Source organism: Streptomyces sp. NPDC014861 (assembly GCF_043081625.1).
Taxonomy (GTDB): domain Bacteria; phylum Actinomycetota; class Actinomycetes; order Streptomycetales; family Streptomycetaceae; genus Streptomyces.
In genome coordinates this window covers 22,064-46,153 of sequence record NZ_JBIBWV010000013.1, presented here as the reverse complement: position 1 = coordinate 46,153, position 24,090 = coordinate 22,064, and the positions used below count along the sequence as shown (strand labels likewise).

Annotated in this window: 23 protein-coding genes; 8 read left to right on the top strand and 15 right to left on the bottom strand. The window is 74.3% G+C overall.

The features are described from left to right. Positions 1 to 69 precede the first annotated feature (69 nt). From ACF1BN_RS24055 to ACF1BN_RS24010, 10 genes are all read right to left on the bottom strand, one after another. Complete coding sequence (locus ACF1BN_RS24055; protein ID WP_392333652.1) at positions 70 to 1,209, bottom strand: agmatine/peptidylarginine deiminase; 1,140 nt, start codon at positions 1,207 to 1,209, stop codon at positions 70 to 72. 232 nt (positions 1,210 to 1,441) lie between these two features. Further along, a complete protein-coding gene (locus ACF1BN_RS24050) occupies positions 1,442 to 2,239 on the bottom strand; it encodes an ABC transporter ATP-binding protein (RefSeq protein ID WP_392333651.1) in 798 nt (265 codons plus the stop codon). Continuing rightward, positions 2,232 to 3,227, bottom strand: a complete 996-nt coding sequence (locus ACF1BN_RS24045; protein ID WP_392333650.1) for an ABC transporter ATP-binding protein — start codon at positions 3,225 to 3,227, stop codon at positions 2,232 to 2,234. Before ACF1BN_RS24045 ends, ACF1BN_RS24050 begins: the two co-directional genes overlap by 8 nt. Beyond that, a complete protein-coding gene (locus ACF1BN_RS24040; protein WP_392333649.1) occupies positions 3,224 to 4,078 on the bottom strand; it encodes an ABC transporter permease in 855 nt (284 codons plus the stop codon). The genes ACF1BN_RS24045 and ACF1BN_RS24040 overlap by 4 nt, the downstream gene beginning before the upstream one ends. Continuing rightward, positions 4,075 to 5,034: an ABC transporter permease gene (locus ACF1BN_RS24035; RefSeq protein ID WP_392333648.1), complete on the bottom strand. Its 960-nt coding sequence runs from the start codon at positions 5,032 to 5,034 to the stop codon at positions 4,075 to 4,077. The genes ACF1BN_RS24040 and ACF1BN_RS24035 overlap by 4 nt, the downstream gene beginning before the upstream one ends. Further along, positions 5,031 to 6,767, bottom strand: coding sequence for an ABC transporter substrate-binding protein (locus ACF1BN_RS24030; RefSeq protein WP_392333647.1), 1,737 nt, complete (start codon positions 6,765 to 6,767; stop codon positions 5,031 to 5,033). The genes ACF1BN_RS24035 and ACF1BN_RS24030 overlap by 4 nt, the downstream gene beginning before the upstream one ends. A gap of 77 nt (positions 6,768 to 6,844) precedes the next feature. Then, complete coding sequence (locus tag ACF1BN_RS24025) at positions 6,845 to 7,858, bottom strand: agmatine/peptidylarginine deiminase (protein WP_392333646.1); 1,014 nt, start codon at positions 7,856 to 7,858, stop codon at positions 6,845 to 6,847. Positions 7,859 to 8,331: 473 nt separating this feature from the next. Continuing rightward, positions 8,332 to 8,913, bottom strand: coding sequence for a TetR/AcrR family transcriptional regulator (locus tag ACF1BN_RS24020; RefSeq protein ID WP_392333645.1), 582 nt, complete (start codon positions 8,911 to 8,913; stop codon positions 8,332 to 8,334). 169 nt (positions 8,914 to 9,082) lie between these two features. After that, the gene (locus ACF1BN_RS24015) at positions 9,083 to 10,246 is read right to left on the bottom strand and encodes an agmatine deiminase family protein (RefSeq protein WP_392333644.1); all 1,164 of its coding nucleotides are present in this window, start codon (positions 10,244 to 10,246) and stop codon (positions 9,083 to 9,085) included. A 169-nt stretch (positions 10,247 to 10,415) separates the two neighbouring features. Beyond that, positions 10,416 to 12,092 carry a serine/threonine-protein kinase gene (locus ACF1BN_RS24010; RefSeq protein ID WP_392333643.1) on the bottom strand — a complete coding sequence of 559 codons (1,677 nt, stop codon included), beginning with the start codon at positions 12,090 to 12,092 and terminating at the stop codon, positions 10,416 to 10,418. Positions 12,093 to 12,256: 164 nt separating this feature from the next. On the opposite strand from ACF1BN_RS24010, the gene ACF1BN_RS24005 reads away from it, so the two are divergent. The 5 genes from ACF1BN_RS24005 to ACF1BN_RS23985 all read left to right on the top strand — a co-directional run bounded on the left by ACF1BN_RS24005 (position 12,257) and on the right by ACF1BN_RS23985 (position 15,989). After that, complete coding sequence (locus ACF1BN_RS24005; RefSeq protein WP_392333642.1) at positions 12,257 to 12,838, top strand: TetR/AcrR family transcriptional regulator; 582 nt, start codon at positions 12,257 to 12,259, stop codon at positions 12,836 to 12,838. Between the two features lie 185 nt (positions 12,839 to 13,023). Next, complete coding sequence (locus tag ACF1BN_RS24000) at positions 13,024 to 14,193, top strand: agmatine/peptidylarginine deiminase (RefSeq protein WP_392333641.1); 1,170 nt, start codon at positions 13,024 to 13,026, stop codon at positions 14,191 to 14,193. 48 nt (positions 14,194 to 14,241) lie between these two features. Beyond that, a complete protein-coding gene (locus ACF1BN_RS23995; protein WP_392333640.1) occupies positions 14,242 to 15,111 on the top strand; it encodes a DUF4436 domain-containing protein in 870 nt (289 codons plus the stop codon). 109 nt (positions 15,112 to 15,220) lie between these two features. Beyond that, entirely contained in the window at positions 15,221 to 15,403 is a 183-nt protein-coding gene (locus ACF1BN_RS23990; RefSeq protein WP_392333639.1) for a hypothetical protein, read from the top strand. A gap of 178 nt (positions 15,404 to 15,581) precedes the next feature. Continuing rightward, positions 15,582 to 15,989: a Rieske (2Fe-2S) protein gene (locus tag ACF1BN_RS23985; protein ID WP_392333638.1), complete on the top strand. Its 408-nt coding sequence runs from the start codon at positions 15,582 to 15,584 to the stop codon at positions 15,987 to 15,989. 15 nt (positions 15,990 to 16,004) lie between these two features. On the opposite strand, the gene ACF1BN_RS23980 is transcribed toward ACF1BN_RS23985, so the two are convergent. Next, positions 16,005 to 16,697 carry a cysteine hydrolase gene (locus ACF1BN_RS23980; RefSeq protein WP_392333637.1) on the bottom strand — a complete coding sequence of 231 codons (693 nt, stop codon included), beginning with the start codon at positions 16,695 to 16,697 and terminating at the stop codon, positions 16,005 to 16,007. Between the two features lie 145 nt (positions 16,698 to 16,842). Between ACF1BN_RS23980 and ACF1BN_RS23975 the strand changes: the two genes are divergently transcribed. Beyond that, entirely contained in the window at positions 16,843 to 17,310 is a 468-nt protein-coding gene (locus tag ACF1BN_RS23975; protein WP_392333636.1) for a pyridoxamine 5'-phosphate oxidase family protein, read from the top strand. A gap of 135 nt (positions 17,311 to 17,445) precedes the next feature. Here the strand turns inward: ACF1BN_RS23975 and ACF1BN_RS23970 are convergent, their stop codons facing one another. Further along, positions 17,446 to 18,348, bottom strand: a complete 903-nt coding sequence (locus ACF1BN_RS23970) for a LysR substrate-binding domain-containing protein (protein WP_387276414.1) — start codon at positions 18,346 to 18,348, stop codon at positions 17,446 to 17,448. Between the two features lie 74 nt (positions 18,349 to 18,422). Between ACF1BN_RS23970 and ACF1BN_RS23965 the strand changes: the two genes are divergently transcribed. Beyond that, the gene (locus tag ACF1BN_RS23965; RefSeq protein ID WP_392333635.1) at positions 18,423 to 19,499 is read left to right on the top strand and encodes a DMT family transporter; all 1,077 of its coding nucleotides are present in this window, start codon (positions 18,423 to 18,425) and stop codon (positions 19,497 to 19,499) included. 38 nt (positions 19,500 to 19,537) lie between these two features. On the opposite strand, the gene ACF1BN_RS23960 is transcribed toward ACF1BN_RS23965, so the two are convergent. Then, on the bottom strand, positions 19,538 to 20,872 hold the full coding sequence (locus ACF1BN_RS23960; RefSeq protein ID WP_392333634.1) for an aminotransferase class I/II-fold pyridoxal phosphate-dependent enzyme: 1,335 nt from the start codon (positions 20,870 to 20,872) through the stop codon (positions 19,538 to 19,540). A 47-nt stretch (positions 20,873 to 20,919) separates the two neighbouring features. Between ACF1BN_RS23960 and ACF1BN_RS23955 the strand changes: the two genes are divergently transcribed. Further along, positions 20,920 to 21,768, top strand: coding sequence for a pyridoxamine 5'-phosphate oxidase family protein (locus ACF1BN_RS23955; protein WP_392333633.1), 849 nt, complete (start codon positions 20,920 to 20,922; stop codon positions 21,766 to 21,768). Here the strand turns inward: ACF1BN_RS23955 and ACF1BN_RS23950 are convergent. After that, complete coding sequence (locus ACF1BN_RS23950) at positions 21,750 to 22,808, bottom strand: DMT family transporter (protein WP_392333632.1); 1,059 nt, start codon at positions 22,806 to 22,808, stop codon at positions 21,750 to 21,752. The two genes, ACF1BN_RS23955 and ACF1BN_RS23950, sit on opposite strands and share 19 nt — an antisense overlap. Positions 22,809 to 23,006: 198 nt before the next feature. Next, positions 23,007 to 24,014, bottom strand: coding sequence for a DMT family transporter (locus ACF1BN_RS23945; protein ID WP_392333631.1), 1,008 nt, complete (start codon positions 24,012 to 24,014; stop codon positions 23,007 to 23,009). Between the last annotated feature and the right edge of the window lie 76 nt (positions 24,015 to 24,090).

Sequence of the window (24,090 nt, the reverse complement as noted above, 5' to 3'; positions counted from 1 at the left end):
GGTCCGCCCGGCGCACCGATCCGCAGGTCGGGGCCGCGCGCCGCACGGATACCGGGCGGACCTCCCGGCTCAGGCGACGGGCTGCTGCTGGGTGACGCAGTGGATGCCGCCGCCCCCGGTGCCGAGGCGGTCGATGTCGAGCTGCTCGATCACGCGGTCCGGGTAGAGCCGGGCGAGGGTGGCGCGCGCCGCCTCGTCGGCGCGCCGGTCGCCGAACCGGGCGCTGATGACGGCGTCGTTGCAGAGGTAGAAGTTGGCGTACGAGGCGAGGAAACCGCGGTCGGTGGAGCGGATCTTCTCGTAGTCGGGGCCCTGGAGGCGCAGGGTGTCGATGGGCCGGCCGGCGGCGGTGGTGGAGCGGGACAGGACGGCGAACTGCTGCCGGGCGTCGCGGGCGTAGTCGTCGGATTCCGAGGAGAGGGGCATCTGGACGAGGGCCTCGCCGGGGGCGAGGAAGCGGGAGGTCGCGTCGACGTGGTCGTCGGTGATGTCCTGTCCGTACACGCCGTCGAACCAGATGACCTTGGAGGCGCCGTACGCGTCGCACAGGGCGTCCGTGATCCGGCGCTCCGACATCCCGGGGTTGCGGTTGCGGTTCACCCAGCTGCTGCGGGTGGCCATGAGGGTGCCGGCGCCGTCCTGCTCGACGCCGCCGCCCTCGCCGACCACGTCGGCGTGGGTGAAGGGCACGTCGGCCCAGGCGGCGATCCGTTCGGCGACGCGGGCGTCCTTGGCGTGGGCCTGCTTGTCGCCCCAGCCGTTGAAGTTGAGGCCGACGGCGTCCAGCCCGCCGGCGCCGTCGGTGCGGAAGACCGGGCCCGTGTCGCGCATCCAGCAGTCGTCGACCGGGATGGAACTGATCACGGTGACCGTGGGCCCGCACAGCGCCCGGGCCTTCGCGGCGCTGCCGGAGTTGGCGCACAGGACGACCGGCTCGTACTTCGCGATCGTGCGGGCGATGAGCGCGATGTCCGCCTGCACGCCGCCGAGCCGGCCGCCCCAGATCGCGGTGGAGTCGGGCCAGGCCATCCAGGTGCGGGTGTGGCGGACGTCCTCGATCGGGACCCGGAAGGGGCGCGCGATGGCGTCGGCGCGTTCGGGCAGGGTCGTCGCGAGGACGGCGCCGACGGCGGTCGCGCCGGTGGCGACGAGGAATCCGCGCCGGTTCAGGCCACGGCGGGCGTGGCGTCCTGCGGTCTGCTCGTTCATGGTCGGTCTCCTGTGGTGGGCGGACCCGCGACCCGCGTGACCGTGACGTGCGCGGCGACGCGGAGGGCGGGCCCATGGGGGGGGTGGGGGCACGGCGGGCGGGGAGCACCCGTACCGGGAAGGTCGGAGGGTGACGGCGGGGAGGCCGGCGGGTGCCTGCGGGCGGGGACGCCCGCCGGGGAGGTCGGAGCGGGACGGCGGATGCCGGTCGGCGGAGGGGCCTCGCCGGACGTCAGAGGGCCCGGCGGGCGGCGGCGATCGCCTCGGGGTCCCAGCCGGGGCGGGGCACCGATTCCAGCAGCAGCCGGGTGTAGGGGTGTTCGGGCGCGGCGAGGACGTCGGCGGTGCGGCCGGCCTCGACGACGCGGCCCTGGCGCATGACGACGACCTCGTCGGTGACGCAGCGGACCACACCGAGGTCGTGGGTGATGAACAGGTAGCCGATCCGGGTCTGCTCGCGGATGTCGGCGAGCAGGTTGAGGATCTGGGCCTGGACGGAGACGTCGAGGGCGGCGACCGCCTCGTCCAGGACGAGGACGGCGGGTTCGACGGCGAGGGCGCGGGCGATGGCGACCCGCTGGCGCTGGCCGCCGGAGAGCTGACGGGGGCGGGCGTCGGCGGCCCGGGTCCCCAGCCCGACCTGGTCGAGGAGTTCGCGGACGCGCCGGTCGTGGTCCGTGCCGGGGAAGTGCAGGCGCAGGGTCTCGCGCAGCACCTGCTCGACGCTGGTGCGGGGGTCGAGGGAGAGGTACGGGTCCTGGAAGACCATCTGGACCTCGCGGGCGCGGGCCAGTCGCCGGGCCCTGCCGCGGCCGCCGGCGGTCCGGACCCTGCCCCGGATCCGTACCTCTCCGGCGTCGGCCCGCTCCAGGCCGACGACGATGCGGGCGGTGGTGGTCTTGCCGGAGCCCGACCCCCCGACGATGCCCAGGGAACCGCCCTCGGGGAGGACGAAGGAGACGTCGTCGACGGCGGGGACGCTCCCGAAGGCACGGTGGAGGCCGACGGCCTCCAGGGCGTTCTCAGGCATCGGCGGGGCTCCCTTCGAGCCGGTCGGTGTGGTGGCAGGCGGCCTGGTGGGCCGGGAGGCCGGGCGCGGTCCTCGGCTCCGGTGCCTGCCGGGCGCAGAGGTCGGTGGCGAGGGGGCAGCGGGCGGCGAACGGGCAGCCGTCCAACTCCCGCCGCAGGTCCGGGGGTTGTCCGTCGATGGCGGCGAGACGGCCACCGGGCGCTTCGAGGCGGGGGGTGGAGGCCAGCAGGGCGGCGGTGTACGGGTGCCGGGGCGCGGCGAAGAGGGCCTCGGCGGGTCCGCTCTCGGCGATCCGGCCGGCGTACATGACGTAGACGCGGTCGCTGATGGCGGCGGCGAGGTCGAGGTCGTGGGTGACGAAGAGCAGTCCGGTGCGGAAGCGGGCGCGCAGTTCGGCGAGGAGGGCGACGACCTCGGCCTGGGTGGTGACGTCGAGCGCGGTGGTGGGCTCGTCGGCGAGGAGCAGCTCGGGGTCGCCCATGAGCGCGGCGGCGATCATGACGCGTTGCAGCATGCCGCCGGAGACCTGGCTGGGGTACTTGCGCAGCGCGGAGTCGTCCAGGCCGACGGCGCCGAGGAGTTCGACGGCGCGGGCGGTGGCGTCGGCCCGGTTCATGGTCCGGGTGAGGGTGACGCTCTCGGTGAGGAAGTCGCCGATGCGGCGCATCGGGTTGAGGGCGGACCGGGGGTCCTGGAAGATCATGGCGACGGTGTCGGTGCGCAGGGCCCGCAGTTGTTCGGCCTTCATGGCGAGGACGTCGTGGCCGCGGACGCGGATCCGGCCCTCGACGGCCGCGCCGGGCGGCAGCAGGCCGAGCGCGCCGCGCGAGGTGAGGGACTTCCCGGAGCCGGACTCGCCGACGAGGGCGACGGTCTCCCCGGCGGCGACGTGCAGGTCGACGCCGTCGAGGACGGGCCGGGCGGTGCCGGGCAGCGTGACCCTCAGTCCCTGGACGTCGAGTGCGTGCGGAGGTGTCGTGGGGATCATCGGTCTCTCCTGGCGACGCGGTCGGCCCAGCGCTCGCCGACGACGTTGAAGGCGACGACGGTCAGCACGATGAACACGCAGGGCAGGACCGCGGAGAGCGGGTAGCCGTGCTGGACCGCGGTCTGTCCGTCGAAGACCATGCGGCCCCAGTCGGGCGTGAGGGCGGGGACGCCGAGGCCGAGGAAGGACAGGCCGGCCAGGTCCATGAGCGCGTAGCCGAAGTTGATGGTGGACTGGGCGAGGACGACGGGGGCGATGTTGGGCAGGATGTGGCGCAGGCAGATCTGGAGCGCCGAGTGGCCCTGGACCTGGTAGGCGCTCACGTAGGGCCGGGCGCGTTCGGCGAGGACGAGCGAGCGGGTGAGCCGGCTGACGTACGGCAGATAGGCGAGCGACAGCGCGATGACGGGGGCGAGCAGCCCCTCGCCGTGGATCGAGATGATCAGGATCGCGAGCAGCATGCCGGGGAACGCGAAGACGAGTTCGGTGGTGCGGGAGAGGACGGAGTCGAGCCAGCCGCCGCGCCAGGCGGCGGCCATGCCGATCGCGAGGCCGGCGAGCGTGGAGAAGAGTACGACGCCGAGGGGCCCGAGCAGGGAGGTGCGGGCGCCGAGCAGCAGCCGGGAGAGGGTGTCGCGGCCGGCGGCGTCGACGCCGAGCGGGTGCGCGGCGGAAGGGCCCGCGAGCGCGTTGCCGAGGTCGATCTCGTTGGGGTCGTACGGGACGATCCAGGGCGCCAGCAGGGCGGCGGCGGTGACGATCCCGACGAGGCCGAGGCAGAGCAGGTGGAGCGGGGACCGGGTGGTACGGAGCCGGGCGAGGCCGGGCCGGCGCGTGAGGACGGCGGTCATGCGGAGGAGCTCCTCGTTCCGAGCGCGATCCTGGGGTCGACCAGCGGGAGCAGCAGGTCGACGATCAGGTTCACGGACATGAAGAGAGCGACGATGATCAGGGAGATCGCCTGGACGGTCGGGAAGTCCTTGGTCGAGGTGGACAGTTCGAGGAGCTGGCCGACGCCGCCGATGCTGAACGCGGTCTCCACGAGGATCGTGCAGACGAGCAGGGTGGAGACGATGAGGCCGCCGGTGGTGAGGACGGTGCCGAGCGAGTTGCGGAAGACGTGGCGGCGGATGACCTGGCGCTCGGGGACGCCCCGGCTGCGGGCGACGGTGACGTGCTCGCTGTCGAGGGCTTCGAGCATGGCGGAGCGGGTGACCCGGGCGAGCATGCCGATCAGGTAGAGCGCGAGGGCGATCGCGGGCAGGGTCAGGTGCCAGACCCGGTCGAGGAAGCCGTCGCCGGCGCCACTGCTGGGGAACCAGCCGAGCTTCACGGCGAACACGCCCTGGAGCAGCACGGCGGCGACGAACGACGGCGTGCCCACGGCGAAGGTCGTGCCGACGAGGACGGCGGTGTCGGTGGCGCCGCCGCGGACGGCGGAGAGCCGGCCGAGGAAGAGGCCGACGACCACGACCACGACGAGCGCCATGCCGATGAGGAGCAGGGTGGTGGGCAGCCGGTCGGCGAGGAGGCGGGAGACGTCGGTGCGGTAGGTGAGGGAGCGCCCGAAGTCGCCCTGGACCATGTCTCCGAGCCAGCGCAGGTACCGGACGGCGAAGGGGTCGTCCAGGTGGTGGCGGGCGTTGATCTCGGCCAGCGCCTCGGGCGAGGCCGAGCGGCCCGCGAGCAGGAAGCTCGCCGGGCTGCCCGGGGCCAGGTACAGGGCGCCGAAGACCACGAAGGAGGCGGCGAGGAGGGTCGCGGCCATCTCCGCCACGCGCCGTACGGCGAAGCGGAGGAAGCTCACCGCGCCGCTCCCACGGAGGCGGCCCACGGCTGGTACATGTACGAGATCGTCGTGGGGGCGCCGGTGATCCTCTTGTTGAGGAAGACCGAGGTGGGCCACTCGGCCACGGGTATCCAGAGGAGCCGCTCGGCGGCGATCCTGTTGAGCTCGGCCTCGATCGCCAGCCGCTTGCCGGGCTCGTACGCGGCGGTGGCCCGGTCGACGAGTTCGTCGTACCGCCGGTCGCTGTGGCCGGCGTAGTTGAGGTAGGCGCCGGTCTTGAAGTTGGTGAGGAGGTCGAGGGGGTCGGTGATCGAGTTGTAGATGGTGAGCGGGAACATGTCGACGCCCTCACGCGCCTCGGGGTCGGTGAACAGCGCGGTGAAGGCGTTCGGGGAGACCGTCCTGAGGCGGATGTCGAGGCCGATGCGCGTGCCGGCGGCCTGGACGGCGGTGGCGAGCAGCGAGACGTCCTGGCCGATGGGGCTGGTGACCATGGTCAGGGTCTTGCCGGTGGCACCGGCCTCCTCGACCAGGGCCTTCGCCTTCTCGACGTCCGGTGCGGTGGGCGGCAGTCCGTCGAAGGCCGCCCTGAGGGCGCTCTCGGGTGCGGAGGCCCAGGCGGCGCGGGTGGTGAGGGAGTTGGTGACGGTGCCGGCGCCGCCGAGTCCGGCCTTGACGAAGCCGGAGCGGTCGAGGGCGAGGGAGAGGGCCCGGCGGACCCGGACGTCGCCGAGCGGGCCCTTCATGTTCGTGATGTTGACGTTGACGGTGCTGAGTCCCTCGCCGAAGTACAGGGTGCCGACCCCGGCGCCCTTGAGGCGGGCGTAGCTCTCGGTGGGGATGAGGTAGCCGCCGTCGATCTCGCCGCTGAGCATGGCGTTGGTACGGGCGGAGGGGTCGGTGAGGACACGGAGGACGGCCTTCTTCGCCTTGGCCCCGGTGCCCCAGTAGTCGTCGAAGCGGTCGAGTTCGATGGACTGCCCCTTCTGCCAGGCGCCGAGCTCGAAGGGACCGGTGCAGGCGAGGCCTCCGGTGGTGCCGTAGTCCTTGCCCGCCGCCTCGACGCCCTTCTTCGAGGCGACGACGCCGGCGGCGCCGGCCATGTACTGCGGGAACTGGGAGTCGGGCCGCTTGAGGCTCACGGTGACCTGGAGGGGGCCGGTCGCGCGGACCGACGCGACGTTCTGGAAGACCTGCGCCCAGGCCGCCGCGTTCTTCGGGTCGGTCTGCCGGCCGAGGCTGAAGACGACGTCGTCGGCGGTCATCGTCCGCCCGTCGTGGAAGCGCACCCCGGGCCGCAGGTCGTACACCCAGGTCCGCGGGTCGGGGTTGCTCGCCCTGCGGGCGAGCCCCGGTTCGACGGTGAGCTGCGGCGTCCAGCGCATGAGGCTCTCGCACACGTTGGACAGGACCGTGTTCTGCGGGTAGTCGAAGGCGACCGTGTAGTCGAGGGTGGGCGGCTCGGCGTAGAGGGCCCAGGTGAAGGAGTCGATCTCGCCGCGCGCGGGGGGCGTGGTGGCGGAGAGCCGGGCCTCGACGCCGGCCGCGCCGCCCTTGGGCGGACCGGAGCAGGCCGCGAGGAGGGCGAGGGCGGACAGCGCCGCGGTCACGGCGGCCGTCCGGCCGCGACGTCCGGGGCGTCCGGGGCTGCCGGGGCGTCCGGGGCTGCCGGGGCCGACGGGGCCGACGGGGCCGACGGGGCTGCCGAAGCGTCCGGGGCGTCTGCGGCTCGGGGAGGGAGGTGTCGTCATCGTCGCGCTGTCTTTCCGTGAGGGTGACGGGGCTGACGGGCCGCGGGGCCGGCCCGTCGGCGGCGGACTCGGGCGCGTTACGCGGAGGCGCGGGCGGCCGGCACCTGCTGGGTGATGCAGTGGACCCCGCCACCGCCGTACGCGATCGCGGCGGCGCGCACCGGGACGACCTCGCGTCCGGGGTAGGCGGAGGCGATCACCGCGAGGGCGGCCTCGTCCTGGGGCTGCCCGGCCACGGGGACGACGACGCCGCCGTTGGCCACGTAGTAGTTGAGGTACGAGACCTCGACCTCGCCGCCCGGCATGTCGGCGTAGGCGGTCTGGGGCACGTCGATGATCTCCAGCCGGCGGCCGCGGGCGTCTCGGGTGGCCTCCAGGACCGCGCGGTTGGCGCGCATCCGGGCGTGGTCCGGGTGGTCGGGGTCGTCGGGCAGTGAGACCACGACGGTGCCGGGGGCGGCGAAGGCGCAGACGCCGTCGACGTGCCCGTCGGTCTCCGTGTCGAGGAGGCCGCCGTACGGAAGCCAGATCACCTTCTCCACGCCGAGCCGGGCCTTCAGCTCGGCCTCGATCCGCTCGCGGGTCAGGCCGGGGTTGCGGTTGGGGTGGAGCAGGCACTGCTCCGTGGTGATGAGGGTGCCCTCGCCGTCGACCGTGATCGCCCCGCCCTCCAGGATCATGCCGGAGGCGATGCGCTCGACGCCCAGGTGCTCCAGGAGGAGCGCGCTGACGCGGTCGTCGGAGTCGTACGGCTGGTGCTTGCGGCCCCAGGCGTTGAAGCGGAAGTCCACGCCGGCGCGGTTGCCCTCGCCGTCGAGGACGAACAGCGGGGCGGAGTCGCGGAACCACGAGTCGTCGTGCGGCAGCTCGACGACGGTGACGCCGTCGCCGCACCTCACCCTGGCCTCGTCGCCGTGGCCGGGCGGCGCGACCATGGTCAGGGGCTCGAAGGCGGCGATGGCGCGGGCGACGTTCGCGTACTCCTCCTTGACGTCGTCCAGCACGCTGCTCCACAGGTCCTCGCGGACGGGCCAGGCCATGAGGCACGCCTCGTGCTCGGACCATTCGGCGGGCATACGGAATGCGGTCATCACGGGTCTCTCTTCGTTTCGCCAGAAGTACCCGTCGGCGGCGCCGGCTCAGCCTGGCGCGCACGTGGGGACGGGTACGCGGTGTGAACAGCATCCTCCTCCCGACTGAAAATTCAGTCAAGAGTGAAGGCGGGGTTTCAGGACAAGGTTTCAGGACAGCGGGTTGCGGCAGGGAGAGAGCTAGGGGTGGCTCAGGTGCGCGGGGGCGGGGGGCTCCGGAGGGCGCGGATCCGGCGCGGGAGTCGGCTCAGGGACCGGCGTGGGGTCGGCTAGGGACCCGGCGCGGGAGTCGACTCAGGGACCGGCGTGGGAGTCGGCCCAGGGATCGGCTCAGGAAGCCTGAGAGCCCGCCGCCGGGCCCCGGTGTCGGCACCGGCACCAACACCGGCCCCGCAGCGGAAGCCGCAGCGGTCGGCGGGGACCCTCGGCGGATGGCGCCGACCCCATGACGGGGCCGGCGCGGAGCGAGCGCGTCAGCGGCGGCCGAGGCGCTCGATCTCGGCGTCGATGCCCTCGCTCATCAGCGCCCGGGCGTGGGAGATCTGGAGCGTGCCGCTGAGCCAGCGCATGCTCAGCCCCTCCAGCAGGGCGGTGAGCCGCTCGGCCGCGCCCGCGAGGGCGACCGCCGGGGCCATCGGCTGGACCCGGCCGAGCAGCGCCGCGACCTCCTGGACCCAGACCAGCGTGGCCCGCGTCAGGTCCTCGCGCAGCACGTCGTCGAAGACGGCGCTGGCCCGCAGTTCGCCCCAGGCGCTGCTGTTCTCCCGGACCTCGGTGGTGTCCTGGAGTTCGAGCAGCAGGGTGTGCTCCAGCTCCTCGCGCGCGCTCAGCGGCGCGGCGTCCGGGTCGCGCTCGGTCGTGTACCGCTCGGCGCGGTCGTTGATGAACTCCAGCGTCTTCAGCAGGATCCCGTTGCGGTCCTTGAAGTGGTAGTAGATCAGCGCGGTGGACACGCCCGCCTCGGCGGCGAGCTCCTCCACGCGCAGGCCACGGACCCCGCGCCGGGCGATCACCCGGGCGGCTGCTTCGAGGATCTGAGTACTGCGAGACGCCATGGCCCGAACCTTACCGGGCCCCGCCCGCCGCCGGACGACCGGCCGGATCACCAGCCGACGCCCGGCGGCCGGGCCGTCCGGATCATCGGCCCGAGAGTCGTCGGACGGCTGACGCGCCGGCCGTCGGACGCTCGGAGGGAGGACCGTCGGACGCCCGGCGCGACGGCCGTCAGGCCGCCGGGGGCACGGCCGGCTGCGACTGGGTGGCGCAGTGGATGCCGCCCCCGCCGCTCGCGATGTTGTCGATGTTCAGCCGGACGATGTTCCGGCCCGGGTAGGCCGCCGCGAGGACCGAACAGGCCGCGGCGTCGGCGTCGGCGTCGCCGAAGTGCGGGACGAGCACGGCGTCGTTCACCGTGTAGTAGTTGGTGTAGCTGGAGAGGAAGCCGTCGCCGCCCCGCCGGATCTTGTGCCGGTCGGGGCCGGTGAGCTCGGTGACGGCCAGAGGGCGCCCCTGCGCGTCGGTGGCGCTCGCCAGGATCCGCTTCGTCTCCTCGTGGACCGCGACCCACCGGGGGTCGGTGCGGGGGCCGGGCCGGTCCAGGATGACGTGCCCGGGCGCGGCGAAGCGGGCCAGGCAGTCGATGTGGCAGTCGGTGATGTCCTGGCCCGCGAGCCCGGGGACCCAGATCACCTTCGTGACGCCGAGCGCAGCCTTCATCTCCCGCTCGACCTGATCCTGCGTCATGCCCGGGTTCCGGTTGGCGTTGACGAGGGAGCTGACCGTGGCGAGGAGGGTGCCCTGGCCGTCGGTCTCCAGCGAGCCGCCCTCACCGACGAACCCGGCGCGTACGCGCGGGACGCCGTACTGCGCGAGCAGCGCCTCCGCCGCGAGGGCGTCGTTGGCGTAGGGCTGCGCGTAGGAGGTGCCGGCCTTGCCCCAGCCGTTGAAGTGGGTGTCCACTCCGGCGACCGCTCCGGGGGCGACGACGAAGGTGGGGCCGAAGTCCCGTATCCAGAGGTCGTCGTTGGGGATCTCCAGGATGTCGATGCCGTAGTACGCCCCCGCACCGCACCGGTGGCGGGCGTCGGCCGCCTGCGAGGAGCGGGCCAGCACGGTGACCGGCTCGTACCGGGAGATCGTGTCGGCGACCTTCGCGATGTCGGAGCGGACGCCGTCGAGCGTGTCGGACCAGATCGACGACAGCGCCGGCCAGGCCATGAAGGTACGCACGTGGCGGTCTGTCTCGGCGGGCATCCGCAGCGGCTCGGCCGCGGAGCCGGTGGCGGCGCGGGCGGCGGCGGAGGGGAGCGCCGACCCGAGGGCCGCGAGCGGCAGGGCCGCCGCCCCGACCTGGAGCAGGCGGCGCCGGGAGGTGGTGGGAGTGTCCATGAGGGTCCTGCCTGAGGGAGGTGGGAGGAGGGGCGGGCAGGGGCGGGAGGGGCGGATGAGGAGCCCGAGCCCTGACCCTGGCGCCACCCATCGTTCAACAGACTGAAAATTCAGTCAATAATCTCGTCCGGACTGTCCGCGCGGGAACCGTCGAGGCGACCGTCGAGGTCTAGTCCTGCCGGTAGGGCTCGAGGACGGCGGTGACCGGACCCCCGTCCGGCAGGGCCTCCAGCAGCCGTACGACGACGAGCTCCCGGGCGTCCGCGCCCCGGATGCAGAAGGGGCGCTCGTCGGCCAGGTCCGCGAAGGCGACCCGGGTGACGGGCTCCGTGTCGATGCCTCGCACGCAGTCGGCGGGGCTCAGATCGTCCCCCTCGGCCACGAAGGCGTCGCTGTCCTCGGGCAGGACGAACTCCGACCGGTCCCGCGCCAGGTACCAGCCGGCCGTGTCCGCCGGGACGACCTTCCGGGCCCTCAGATCGAACTCGTAGCTGTCGTCCGGGGCGGTGAGCGTGACCTCCTGCCCGACCGGGGTGTACCTCATCGGTCCGGACCCCGGCACCGGACCGATGAGGTACACCCCGCCGGCGACCGCGCCGGCGGCGACGCACGCGGCCAGGACCCACACGAGCCGGCGCCGCCCGCTCCGCCGCGCCCGCCGCGCGGAGGGCGCGGCGGAGCGCCCCGTACGACCACGCGCCGAAGGCTCCCCCGACGCGTCCGCGCTCCTCGGCGCACCCGCGCCCGGAATCGCACCCGGAACCACATCCACAACACCCACGCCCGGAACCACCGCCGCACCCGGAACCGCCCCCGCCGCGAGCGTCGGCTGCGCGTGGACCGGAGGGCGGTCCTGGTACGCCGGCCCCGGCGCGGACCGGGCGGGCTCCGGGTACGCCGACCGCCCCGGCGCGGACCGGGCGGGCTCCGGGGGCACCGCCCGCCCCGCGACCTCGCTGCTGATCCACCACGGCAGCCAGCCCTCCCCGAACTCGGGGCGGGATCCGACGAGGGGGTGGGCGCGGACGGCCGCGATCAGCTCCGCCGGCGCCGGCCGGCCCTCGGGCCGCTTGGCGAGGCACCAGGCCGCCAGGTCACGCAGGTCCTCCGGTACGCGGGAGAGGTCGGGCTCCTCGTGGACCACCCGGTACAGGGCCGCCGACTCCGGGCCCGCCCCGAACGGCGGCTCGCCGCTCACCACGTACACGACGAGCGCGCCGAGCGCGAAGACGTCGGTGGCCGGGGACACCGGGGCGCCCAGCGCCTGCTCGGGCGCCATGAACGCGGCGGTGCCGATCCGCAGCCCCGTGCCGGTCAGCGCGACCGCGTCGGCGGCCCGCGCGATGCCGAAGTCGATGACCCGGGGGCCGTCCTCCGCGAGCAGGACGTTGGCGGGCTTGAGGTCGCGGTGGACGACGCCGGCCCGGTGGATCGCCTCCAGCGCCTCGGCGATCCCGGCCAGGAGCGGCAGGACGGTCCGCACCGGGAGCGGGCCGTGCCGCCGGACCACCTCGTGCAGCGAGGGCCCGGGGACGTACGCGGTGGCGAGCCACGGGGTCGGGGCGTCCACCCCCGAGGCGACCACCTGCGCCGTGAAGAGTCCGTGGATGCGCTCGGCGCTGGCCACCTCCTGGGCGAACCGCAGGCGGAACCCGGGGTCCCCCGCGTACTCCTCCCGCACCGCCTTGAGGGCGATCGGCCGGCCGCCGGGCGTGTGCGCGAGGTACACCACGCCCATGCCGCCCGAGCCCAGCCGTGCCTGGAGGCGGTAGCCGCCGATCTCGCGCGGGTCGTCGGCCGTCAGCGCCGCGTGAGCGGGCCGTGCACCAGGAAGCTGAGCGGACATGGGTGGCTCTTTCGACGAGGCGGAACGGGTGGAACGAGTCGGATCGCGGGACGGAGCGGAACGGGGCCGGGGGCGAGGGACGCAATGGGCGCATCGTGCATCTAACTAAAGATTCAGTCAACATGCGACACTGAGGGCTCAGACTCATCGGGAGGGGATCACACGTGGCGACGGACCGCAGAAACGCCATCCTGGAGGGCGCGGCCCGGGTCATAGCCCGGCGCGGAGTGCGCGGGCTGCGCATGGAGGAGCTCGCCGCGGAGGCGGGGGTGTCCACCGCGCTGATCTACTACCACTTCAAGGACCGGGCCGGCGTCCTGCGGCACACCCTGGAGTTCATCAGCGACCGCGCCGACCGCTACACCTCCGGCGGGGACGCCCCCGACCTGCCGCGGGACCCCCGGCAGGAGCTGGTGCAGTCGCTGCTCCTGGAGTTCCAGGACCTCCCCGAGGTCCGGGAGAACAGCACGGCCTGGGGGGAGCTGCGGGCCAGCGCGGTCTTCGAGCCCGAGTTGCGCGGCGACCTGGCGAGAGCGACCCTGACCTGGATCCATGATGTCGCGGACCTGCTGGGCGGCATCCGGCCGACGGCCCCCGCGCCCGCCCTCACGGCCTCCGCGGAACGCCTCACCGGCCTCCTGGAAGGGCTCAGCACGCGGTGGCTCAGCGGCGCGCTCCCCCTCCCCCACGCCCGCGAGCTGGTGAAGGAGGCGGTCACCCTCGAACTCGAACGCCTGAGCCGCTGACGGCGGGCGCCACGGACGACCTCCGGTCACCGCGCGCCGCACGACCCAGGGGTTTGACTGAATTTTCAGTCAGTGTCAGAGTGGCGACACGGCAGCCTCGTCCGGCCCGGCCATGCCGGGGATCCGGGGGCCTGTCCGTGCACCCTGTTGACCTGGTCCCGCCCCCCACTCGATCGGAGACCCAGATGTCCGACTTCCGTCCCTCCCGCCGCTCCGCCCTGCGGGTGCTCGCCGGGATCGGCGCTCTCGCCCTCGGCTCCGCGGCGTGCGGCCCCTCCGACCCCGGCCGGTCGGGGGCGACCGCCACCGGCTCCGCCCCCGGGGCGGGCCCCGGGACCGACGCGGACCGCCGCCTGGGCGCCGAGTGGGAGAGCCACGCCCGCACCTTCATGTCGTGGCCGGCCCTGGACTCCGTCTGGGGCGAGGACCTGCCCTACGTACGGGAGGACATCGCCCGCGTGGCCCGGGCCATCGCCGCGTACGAGTACGTCGTGATGATGGCGCGGCCGAACCAGGTGTCCGCCGCCCAGAAGGCGTGCGGCAGGGACGTCGAGGTCATCCCGCTCGCCGTCGACGACCTGTGGGCGCGCGACACCGTCCCGGTCTTCGTCGAGGAGGGCGGCGAGGTCGTCGGCGTCGACTTCCACTTCAACGGCTGGGGCGAGAAGCAGGTCCACGACAACGACGCCCAGGTCGGCCGGAAGCTGCTCGCCAAGTACGGCATCCCCCGCGAGGAGGCGCCGCTCGTCTCCGAGGGCGGCTCGTTCGAGACGGACGGCGAGGGCACCCTCCTCGTCACCGAGAGCTCCATCGTCAACGAGAACCGGAACCCGGGCATGAGCCGCGCCGAGATCGAGGCCGACCTCAAGGAGCTCCTGGGGATGGAGAAGGTGATCTGGCTGAAGGGCGTGCGCGGCGAGGACATCACCGACGCGCACGTCGACAGTCTCGTCCGGTTCACCGCCCCCGGCGTGATCCTCCTCGACCGCGCCTTCCCCGGCACGCCCGCCGACTCCTGGTCGCGGTCGTCGGACCAGGCCGCGTCCGTGCTGAGCCGGGCGACCGACGCGAAGGGCCGCCGCTTCGAGGTCATCGACCTCCCGCAGCCCGATCCCGACCGGATCTCGGGCTACAGCGACGACTTCCTCTCCACCTACGCGAACTTCTACATCGGCAACGACGCCGTGTACATGCCCAAGTTCGGCGACCGGAAGGCCGACGACCGGGCCCGGGGCATCCTCCAGGAGCACTTCCCCAAGAGGGACGTGGTGCAGGTGAACATCGACACCATCGCCACCGGCGGCGGCGGGATCCACTGCGCGACCCACGACCAGCCCGGCGAGCCGGTCGACTGACCACGAGGGGAAGAAGAGCGAGACCGGAAACGACCAGGGAGAGCCAGCGTGTCCACCACCCGTCGCCGCGGACCGAACCGGGGCGGCCCGCTGCCCGCCGTCCTCGCCTGCCTCCTGGTCGTGGCCGCCCTCGCCCTGGGCGTCTGGGTCCAGTTCGGCGAACGCCAGAACCAGGACACGGAGTACGCCGTGGGCGGCACCGCCCCGGACCGGGTCGACGTCCTGGCCTCGGTCCAGCGCGTCGACGCCGCCGGCCGCGAGCTGACGCTCCGCGTCCTGGTCACCCCCAGAGGCGGCCTGGCCGAGGCCGGCGGCGTCTCGCCGACCGAGGACCTGACGCTCCAGACCTCCACCTCCACCCGGGGCGACCTGTCCTTCCCCGCGCACAGCCGCATCGCGACCAAGGACCTGCCCGTCACGCTGACGGGCGGCTCGATCACCGACTACCCCTTCGACGCCTACGACGCGGCGATCGAGTTCACCGCCGTCCAGGGCGGCGAGCCGGTCCCCGTCCGGATGACGCTCACCAACGCGGACGCGCTCTTCTCGGCGACGGTGGACGCCTCCGAGGAGAACGGGACCGCGCTCTTCGACGTCTCCCTCGGCCGCTCCGACAGCGTCCTCGTCTTCGCCGTCTTCATGATGGTGGCCATGTGGGCCCTGGCCGTCTCCGTCTTCCTCGGCGCCTGGTTCCTCGTCACCGGGCGCAAGGGACTGACGTGGCCTGCGCTCGGCTGGATGGCCGCCACGCTCTTCGCCCTCGCCGCCTTCCGCAACACCGCCCCCGGCACACCGCCGATCGGCAGCCTCCTGGACTACCTCGCCTTCCTCTGGGCCGAGACGGTGATCGCCTGCTGCATCGTCGCCGTGGCCGTCACGGGCTTCCGCGCCGAACGCGGGACCGCGGAGACCTCCTGATCCCCGCGCACGCGGCCCCGCCGGTCCGGGAACCGGCGGGGCCGCGGCGGAGTCTCGGATCACGGGGGCGGAGCCGGGGGGTTCCGCGCGGCGACCGGGGGGAGTTCTCATGGATCTGTTCGACTTCGAGGCGGGCGGGCGCGGCGGCGACGTGCCGGACCCGGGTGGCCACGGCTGCGGCTGGGGCACCGTGCTCTTCCTCGGCTTCTGCGTGCTGCTCGTGGTGGTGGCCCAGTGGGCCTTCGGCGCCGTGGGGGACCTGCTCGGCTGGCTGCTCGGCCTCCTGAACTGACGCGCCGCCTGTACGGCCGGGCGCCCGGCGGGCTCGGCGCGTGACGCCGAAGGCCCTTGGGGAGTGAGTCTGCGCCGAACAGGGCGTACGTCACAGGAACTGCGTCTACCGTCACTCCGGGAACGCGCCGGCGGTACGGCCGGCGGCGCACGAGCGCACGGACGGGAGAGGGGCAGGCATGAGCGGAGTGGCACGGCGGACCGTGGTGACGGCGGGCGGGGCGGGGCTCGCGGCGGCGGCACTGGCCGCCTGCGGAGGCTCGGACACGGAGGGCGGCACCGGCTCGGACGGCTCGCCCCAGGGCCCGCTCGCCAGGACCGGGGACATCCCGGTCGGCGGCGGCAAGGTCCTCGCGGACAGAGGCGTCGTCATCACGCAGCCGAAGGCCGGCGAGTACAAGGCTTTCTCGTCGAAGTGCACCCACTCCGGCTGCGCGGTGAGCGAGGTGAAGGACGGCGTGATCATCTGCCCGTGCCACCAGAGCAGGTTCGACGTGAACGACGGCAGCGTGAAGTCCGGGCCCGCGCCTTCGCCCCTCCCTCCGGAGCCGATCGAGGTGAAGGGCGACTCCATCTCCTTCGGCTGAGGGGACCGGCGGCTGTCACCCCTCCCGGACCGCGGAGCGCCGGGGCGCCTTCCAGGCGGTGAGGAGGTCGTCGGTCGTGGCGAGGGTGGCGACGAGGGCGAGGGTGTTGCGGATCATCGCGGGGGTGTAGTCGGCCGGGACCCCCGCGATCGCGTCCCGGGGGACGACGACGGTGTAGCCGAGGTTGACGGCGTCGAAGACGGCGTTGGGCACGGCCACATTCGCGGAGACACCGGTGACGACGAGGGTCCGGCAGCCGAGGTTGCGCAGCAGCGCGTCCACGTCCGTCCCCGCCAGCGGGGACAGGCCGTGGAGGCGGCGCACCACCAGGTCCTCGTCCGCCACCTGGATCGGCGCCGCGATCCGCACCGCCGTGGACCCACTGTGCTGTTGCACAGGGAGCCGCGCGGCGGCGTGGAAGAGCCGTGCGTTGGCGTTGGAGCCGCGCCCGTCGGGGCGCCGCTCGGCGACGGCGTGGACGACCTGGACGCCGGCGCCGTGCGCCGCGTCGACCAGCCGGGCGACGTTGGCCAGGGCACCCGACCTCCGGGCGACGGCGGCGAGTTCGGGAAGGGCACTCCTCTCGCCGACCACCCCTTCCTGGCACTCGATGGTGAGCAGCACCGTCGTGTCCGGGCGCAGTCGCTCGTCGAGCTCCTCCCGGCGGTTCCCGGCTCCCCCTCGGCCCGTCGTTCCGCTTCCGCTCATCGCTCCCCCTCGGACGTACCCCTTGCACCGGCGTGGACGTGCGCCCATGCTTTCTGACGTCTCATCAGAAATCCAGTCCCCTCGGGAACTCGGTCCCGTCCACGCACCGGACCGGCCTCGTCGGACAACCAGAAGGGTGCGGACGATGACCGTCGCACAGCGCCGCGGACGCCGGATCATGATGACCCCGGAGGAGCTCGACGCCTTCCTCGCGGAACAGCGCACCTGCCGGGTCGCGAGCGTGTCGGCCGACGGGCGGCCCCATGTGAGCGCGCTCTGGTTCGCGTGGGACGGCACCTCGCTCTGGCTGTACTCGCTGACGCGCAGCCGCCGCTGGTCCGAGCTGCGGGCCGATCCCCGGATCTCCGTCCTGGTGGACGACGGCGAGGACTACGGAGAACTGCGCGGGGCCGAGCTGTCGGGGACGGCTGTCTTCGTCGGCGAAGCGCCGCGCACGGGCGAGCCCTGCCCCGAACTCGACCCGGTGGAGCGCCTCTTCGCCGCGAAGAACTTCGGCCTGGACGCCATGCCGCACGACGGCCGGCACGCCTGGCTCCGGCTGACCCCGGACGCGGTCGCCTCCTGGGACTTCCGCAAGCTCGGCGGGGTGTAGGGCCCCCGGCCCTGATCCGGCGGACGGGCCCCGGCCGCGCCCGCCGCTCAGCCGGTGCGCGGCCGCCGCTACGCAGGTGCGCGTCGGGCGTGCGGCCGGTGCTAGGCCGGCGTGCGGCCGGCCCACAGCAGATCTTCAGCCGGCGTGCGGCCGACCCGCCTCCCGCAGCGCCTCGACGACCGCGCGCAGCGAGGGCCTGCGGCCGGCGTCGGTGCGCCAGGTGGCGTAGATGTGCCGCCTCATCTGCTGGCGTACGGGCACGCAGACCACGCCCTCCGGGTGCGGCCGGCCGAGCCGGGGGGTGACGCAGACGCCGAGTCCTGCGGCGACGAGGGCGAGCTGGGTGTGGTGCTCACCGGCGAAGTGGGCGATGCGCGGCTCGATGCCCTGGGAGCGGAGGGTGAACATCAGCCAGTCGTGGCAGAACTCGCCCTCCGGCCAGGACACCCACTCCTCGTCGGCGAAGTCCTCCAGGTCGACCGCCTCCCGTCCGGCGAGCCGGTGGCCGGCGGGCAGGGCGACGTCCGCGGCGTCGTCGAGCAGGTGGGCCCGCTCCAGCTCGCCGGGAACCGGCGCCCGCCGGTTGCTCCAGTCCAGGACGATCGCGAGGTCGGCGTCGCCGCGCAGCACCGCCCGTACCCCGTGCTCGGGCTCGAACTCGGCGGTGCGGACCCGCAGATCGGGGTGGCGGGCGCGGAGCGAGGCCAGGGCGGCGGGGAAGAGGCCGCGCGCGGCGGTCGGGAAGCCGACCAGCCGGACCTCGCCGACGACCTGGCCGCGCTGGGCCTCGATGTCGGCCTGGGCGAGCTGGACGTGGGAGAGGATGCGGGCCGCGTGCTCGGCGAGCAGCAGCCCGGCGTCGGTGAGCCGCACCCCGCGCCCGTTCTTGGCGAGGAGCCGCTGGCCCACCTCGCGCTCCAGCTTGGACAGCTGCTGGGAGACGGCGGAGGTGGTCACGTGCAGGCCGTCGGCGGCTCCGCTGACGGAGCCGTGCCGGGCGACGGCGTCGAGGGTGCGCAGGCGCTCCAGGTTCAACATGTAAGCAATGCTAAGGGAAAGGGTCGACATAATCTCGCTTGTTCTACGACGTTGTTCGCCGTCACCCTGAGTGCATGAGCCCCGCAGCCTCCCCCGCCTCCCCGCCCGGACCCGCCTCCCCGCCCGGACCGTCCTTCCCCTCCGGACCGGCCTCCTCCCCCGGACCGATCTCCTCCCCCGCCCGCGGCCCCTTGCGCGCGAGTCTCCTCGACTGGCGGGCCCGCTTCGGCGTGCTGGCCCTGATCTGGGGGTTCAGCTTCCTGTTCATCAAGGTCGGCACGGAGGGATTCGCGCCCTTCCAGGTGACCTTCGGCCGACTGCTCTTCGGCACGGCGGTGCTGGCGGTGGCCCTCGTGGTGAAGCGGGACCGGCTGCCGCGCGGGGCGCGGACGTGGGGGCACCTGACGGTGGCGGCGTTCCTGCTCAACGCCCTGCCGTTCTCGCTCTTCGCCTACGCGGAGCTGACGATCCCGTCGACTCTGGCGGGGATCTGCAACGCGACGACCCCGCTCTGGGGCATGGTCCTGTCCCTCGTGGCGCTCTCCGAGGACCGGCCCACCCGGGTGCGCGCGGCGGGTCTCGGGATCGGCTTCATCGGCGTCCTGACGGTCCTCGGCGCCTGGCAGGGCTTCTCCGGACTCGACGTGACGGGCACGGCGCTGGCCCTGCTCGCCTCGGCCAGTTACGCGGTCGGGTGGATCTACGTCCGCCGCACCCTGAGCGGCAGCGGCGCCTCGAACCTCTCCCTGGCGACCGGCCAGGTCGGCGTGGCCGCGCTGCAACTCGCCGTCGTCACCCCGCTCTTCACGACCGTCCCGGACTCCGTCGAGCTCCTGCCGCTGCTCGCGGTGATCGCCCTCGGCGCCCTCGGCACGGGGTACGCGATGCTGCTCCAGTACGGCGTCGTCGCCGAGGTAGGCCCGACGACGGCCTCGATGGTCACGTACTTCGTCCCGGTCATCGCGACGGCGGCGGGCGTGGCCTTCCTGGGCGAGCGGCTCGCCTGGAACACCCCGGTCGGCGCCCTGGTGATCCTCCTCGGCGCGGCCCTCACCCAGACGCGTACGTCGTCCAGGACCTCGCCCCCGTCCCGTACGACTCCCGCTCCCGCCGCCGCGGCGGCGCCCCTGAAGGCCCCGGCGCGCACCTGACCCGGAGGTCCGGTCCGGCCCGCCCGGGCCCCGTCCCGTCAGCCGTAGCTGCGGGCGGGGGCCGGGCCCGCGGCCGTCGCGACCGCGTCGGCCAGCGGGTCGATGTCCTCGCGGGAGAGGGACGAGACGGTGACGCGGACGGCGGGCCCGGTGGCGATGCGGAAGCGGGCGCCGGGGGCGACCGCCCAGCCGGCGGCGAGCAGCCGCGCGACGGCCCCGGTCTCGTCGGCGACCGGCACCCAGACGTTCATGCCGCTGCGTCCGTGCGCCTCCACGCCCCGGCGCGCCAGCGCCCGGACCAGGGCGTCCCGCCGCTCCCCGTAGGCGTCGGCGACCGCTTCCGGGTCGATCGCGTCCGTGCTCCACAGGTGGGCGACCGCCTGTTGGAGGAGGCGGCTGACCCAGCCGGGGCCGAGGCGCTGCCGGCCGAGGACGCGGTCGACGGTCTCGGGGTCGCCGGTGAAGGCGGCGACGCGCAGGTCCGGCCCGTACGCCTTGGCGACCGAGCGGACGAGCGCCCAGCTGTCGGTGACTCCGGCGAGCGGCCGCAGCCGCCGGGTGACGATGCCGTGGCCGTGGTCGTCCTCGACGAGCAGCACGCCGGGGTGGGCGGCGAGGACCCGGCGCAGCTCGGTGGCGCGCGCGGCGCCGACGCAGGCTCCGGTGGGGTTCTGCGCGCGGTCGGTGACGATCACCGCGCGGGCGCCCTCCGTGGTGATCGCCCGCTCGACCGCGTCCGCGAGCGGCCCCTCGTCGTCCACGGCGACGGGTACGGGCCGGAGGCCGAGGGCGGGCACGAGGTCGAGGAGGCTGCCCCAGCCGGGGTCCTCGACGGCGACGGCGTCGCCGGGCCTGAGACGGACGGCGAGGATCCGCTCGATGGCGTCGAGGGAGCCCGAGGCCACGCCGACCGGCCCGCCGGGGACTCCGTCGGCGTCGAAGGCGGCGCGCGCGAGCCGGGCGAACTCCGGGTCGACGGGGGCCTCGCCGTAGAGGCCGGGCCGCACGGCGTACCGCCGGGCCGCCTCGGCGAAGGCCGCGTCGAGCGCCGGCAGCAGGGCGGGGTCGGGGTTGCCGCCGCTGAGGTCCCGGACGCCGGGCGGCGCCTCGACGCGCAGCGAGCCGCGCGCGGTGGTGGCGGGGCGCGGACGCACCCGGCTGCCGCGCCGCCCGCCGGTCTCGATGACCCCGCGCTCCCGCAGGGTCCGGTACGCGGCGGCGACGGTGTTCGGGTTCACGCCCAGCTCGACGGCCAACTCCCGCATGGGCGGGAGGGCTTGGCCGGGCTCCAGGGCACCCGCCGCCACACCCCGCTCCACACTGGCGGCGATCTCCGATGCACGACGGCCCTCGATCCGATACTCTCCTAGCACAAACCACATTATGCACTAGTGCAATAGAGAGGGCAAGGGGACCCGCCATGAACACCACGACCACCGCCGCCGGACACCCCGCGGACCGCGCCCCCGTCGAACACCCCGCGGACCGCGCCCCCGCCGGCCGGACCGCGGACCACACCCCCGGCGAGGGCTCTCCGGAGTACACCCCCACCGACCGGACCGTGCCCACCCGCGCCCGGCAGCGCGCCTCGTACGACCGGGCGCTCGTGCACGCGATCCTCGACGAGGGCTACGTCGGCCACCTGGGCTTCATACGGGACGGCGCCCCGGTCGTGCTGCCCACCCTCTACGGCCGGATCGGCGAGCGGCTGTACGTCCACGGCTCCACCGGCTCCCGCCCGCTCCGCATGGCCGCCCGCCCGAAGCCCGCCGGAGCCGCCGGGACCACGGGGGCCGGCGGGGCTGGCGGGGCCGGCGGGGCCGGCGGGGCCACCGACGACGCCGAGGCGCCCGGCCTGCCCGTCTGCCTCACCGTCACCCACGTCGACGGCCTGGTCCTCGCCCGCTCCGCCTTCCACCACTCGCTCAACTACCGCTCGGTCGTCGTCCACGGCACCGCGCACCAGGTCACCGACCCCGAGGAGCTGCGCGCCGCCCTCGACGCGCTCGTCGACCAAGTGGTGCCCGGCCGCGCCGCCGACTCGCGGCCCGCGAACACCAAGGAGCTGGCCGCGACCGCCGTCGTCCGGCTCGACCTGGAGGAGGTCTCCGCCAAGGTGCGCGCCGCCGGCCCGAACGACGACGAGGAGGACCTGGGGCTGCCGCACTGGGCGGGCGTGGTCCCGGTCGCCCCGGCCACCGGATCCCCGGTCCCGTCCGCGGACCTGGACCCTTCGATCGCCCTGCCCGCCTACCTGACCGCGCTCTGAGGGGCTGGCGCGTCCGTCCGTCCCCGGGTCACACCGTCGCCGGCTCCGCGCCGCACGGCCGCCGCCGCCCGCGCCTCCGCGAGGGCGAGCCCGGTGACGGCGGCGAGCAGCAGGACGGTCCCCAGCACGGTCGTGGCGGTCAGTTCCTCACCGAGGAGGGTGACGGCGAGCAGGGCCGCGCTGACCGGCTCCAGGAGCATGATCACGGAGACGGTGGCGGCCCGCACGACCGCGGCCCCGGCGAAGTAGAGGGCGTAGGCGAGGGCGGTCGGGATCGCCGCCACGTACAGCAGCAGGAGCAGCAGCCGGACGAGGTCGTCGGTCCGCGGCAGCAGTCCCTCGGCGAGAGCCAGGGGCAGCACGACGGCGGCCGAGACCGCGAAGCTCCACGCGGTGCCCGCGAGCGACCCGGCCGCGCCGCCTCCGGTACGGCCCAGCCATCGGGTGAGCAGGGTGAGGGCGGCGAACCCGGCGGCGGAGAGCACCGCGTACCCGACGCCGGCGAGCCTGACCTCGGCTCCCCCGCCGCCCAGCACGAGGACGGTGAGGCCGGCGAGCGCGCCGGTGACGGCCGCGAGGCCGCCGAGGCCGAGGCGCTCGCCCATCGTGACGCGGGCGCCGATCGCGATGAGGACGGGTCCCGCGCCGAGGGTGACGACGGTGCCGACGGCGAGCCCGGTGGACTCGACGGCGGCGAAGTAGGCGGTCTGGAAGACGGCGAGCCCGACCCCGGTCCCGCCGATCCGGATCAGCCGGGTCCGGCGCGTCTCGGTGACGGGCGCGCCCCCGCCGGCCGCGCGGCCCCGTCCTTCCCGCGGACTCCGCAGCGCCTTCAGCGCGGGGACGGCGAGCAGCAGGAGCAGTCCGCCCGCGCAGCGCCAGAAGGAGAGGGCGAGGGGCCCCATGTCGCTGTTGCGGAAGACGAGCGAGCCGGCGGCGCCGGCGGTGCCCCAGGCGATGCCGGCGACGACGAGGTAGGCCAGGCTCCGCCCGACGGGCAGGACGGGGTGCGCGGCGGAAGGGGAATGCGGATTCGACACGTGGTTTCTCCGTGAAGACGGTCGTCCGTGCGGACGGACCGGGTGAAGGGTGGTCGCCTGCTCCGCGCGCGGGCGGCGACGGACCGCTCGGGGGCGAGAGGTCGCCCGTCCGAGCCCGGTCGGTCGTCTTCGGGAGGAAGGTGCCGCGCGCGCTAGGCGACGGGCGGCGGAAGAACGGTCTGGTGCATGGCCGTCACCCTAGGGGGTGGTCCTTCCGCCCGACAACTCCTGCTCGTGTCCGGCCGCGGAAGTCTGTCCCCCGCCGCCACCGGAGCCCGCGACGGGCCCCTCCGACGCCGGCTTCGGCGCGGCGGACTGGGCGATGAAGGCGCCGACGAGGACGAGCGCGCCGCCGATGAGCTGGGGTGCCTCCAGGTGCTCGCCGAGGAGCACCCAGGCGAGGACGGTCGCGACGACCGCCTCCAGGCAGGCGACGACGCCGGCGACCTGCGGCGAGAGCCGGCGCACCGAGACGACGCCGGTGACGTAGGCGAGGACGGTGGCGATCAGGATGATCCAGCCGAGCAGCAGCCAGGCCGGGACGGAGGTCCCGTCGAGGTCGGCCCGCCCGGCCAGGATCCCGGTGTCCATGCCCCACGGTCGGGCGACGACGGTGAGGACCAACGCGCCGATGAGCAGTCCGTACGCGATGACGCCGAGCGGATCGGCCGGTTCGGCCTCGTCGGAGCCCTGGTCGGAGAGGACGAAGTAGCCGACCTGGCAGCAGGCGGCGGCGAGTGCGAGGAGCAGTCCGAGCAGGTCGAAGCTCAGGCCCGACCAGATCTGGACGACGCAGGCGAGACCGCCGACGGCGAGCACCACGCCCAGGGCGGCGGCGCGGGTGACCGGCCGGCGCTGGACGAAGCGCACCCAGCCGAGGACCAGCGCCGGGGCCAGGTACTCGATGAGGAGGGCGACGCCGACCGGGATCCGGGAGATCGAGGCGAAGTAGAAGGCCTGCACGCCGGCGACGGCGAGGAGGCCGAAGCCGAGGAGCAGGCCGGGCTTGCGGCGGAGCAGGTCCCGGTGGCGCCAGGCCACGGGCAGCATGACGAGGGCGGCGCCGGCGACCCGGAGCCAGACGACATGGAGCGGATCGAGGCCCGCCTCGATCAGCGGCTTGGCCGCCACTCCCGAACCACCGAATGCGAAGGCCGAGGCCAGGGCGAGTCCCAGGCCGGCGCTTCTCCCCTGAGACGCGTGCATCGGGCCATCATGACAGGACCCGGTCAGGCGTGTAACCCCCGTCGCACCTGTTGAGACGCCGGCCCCCGTAATCCCC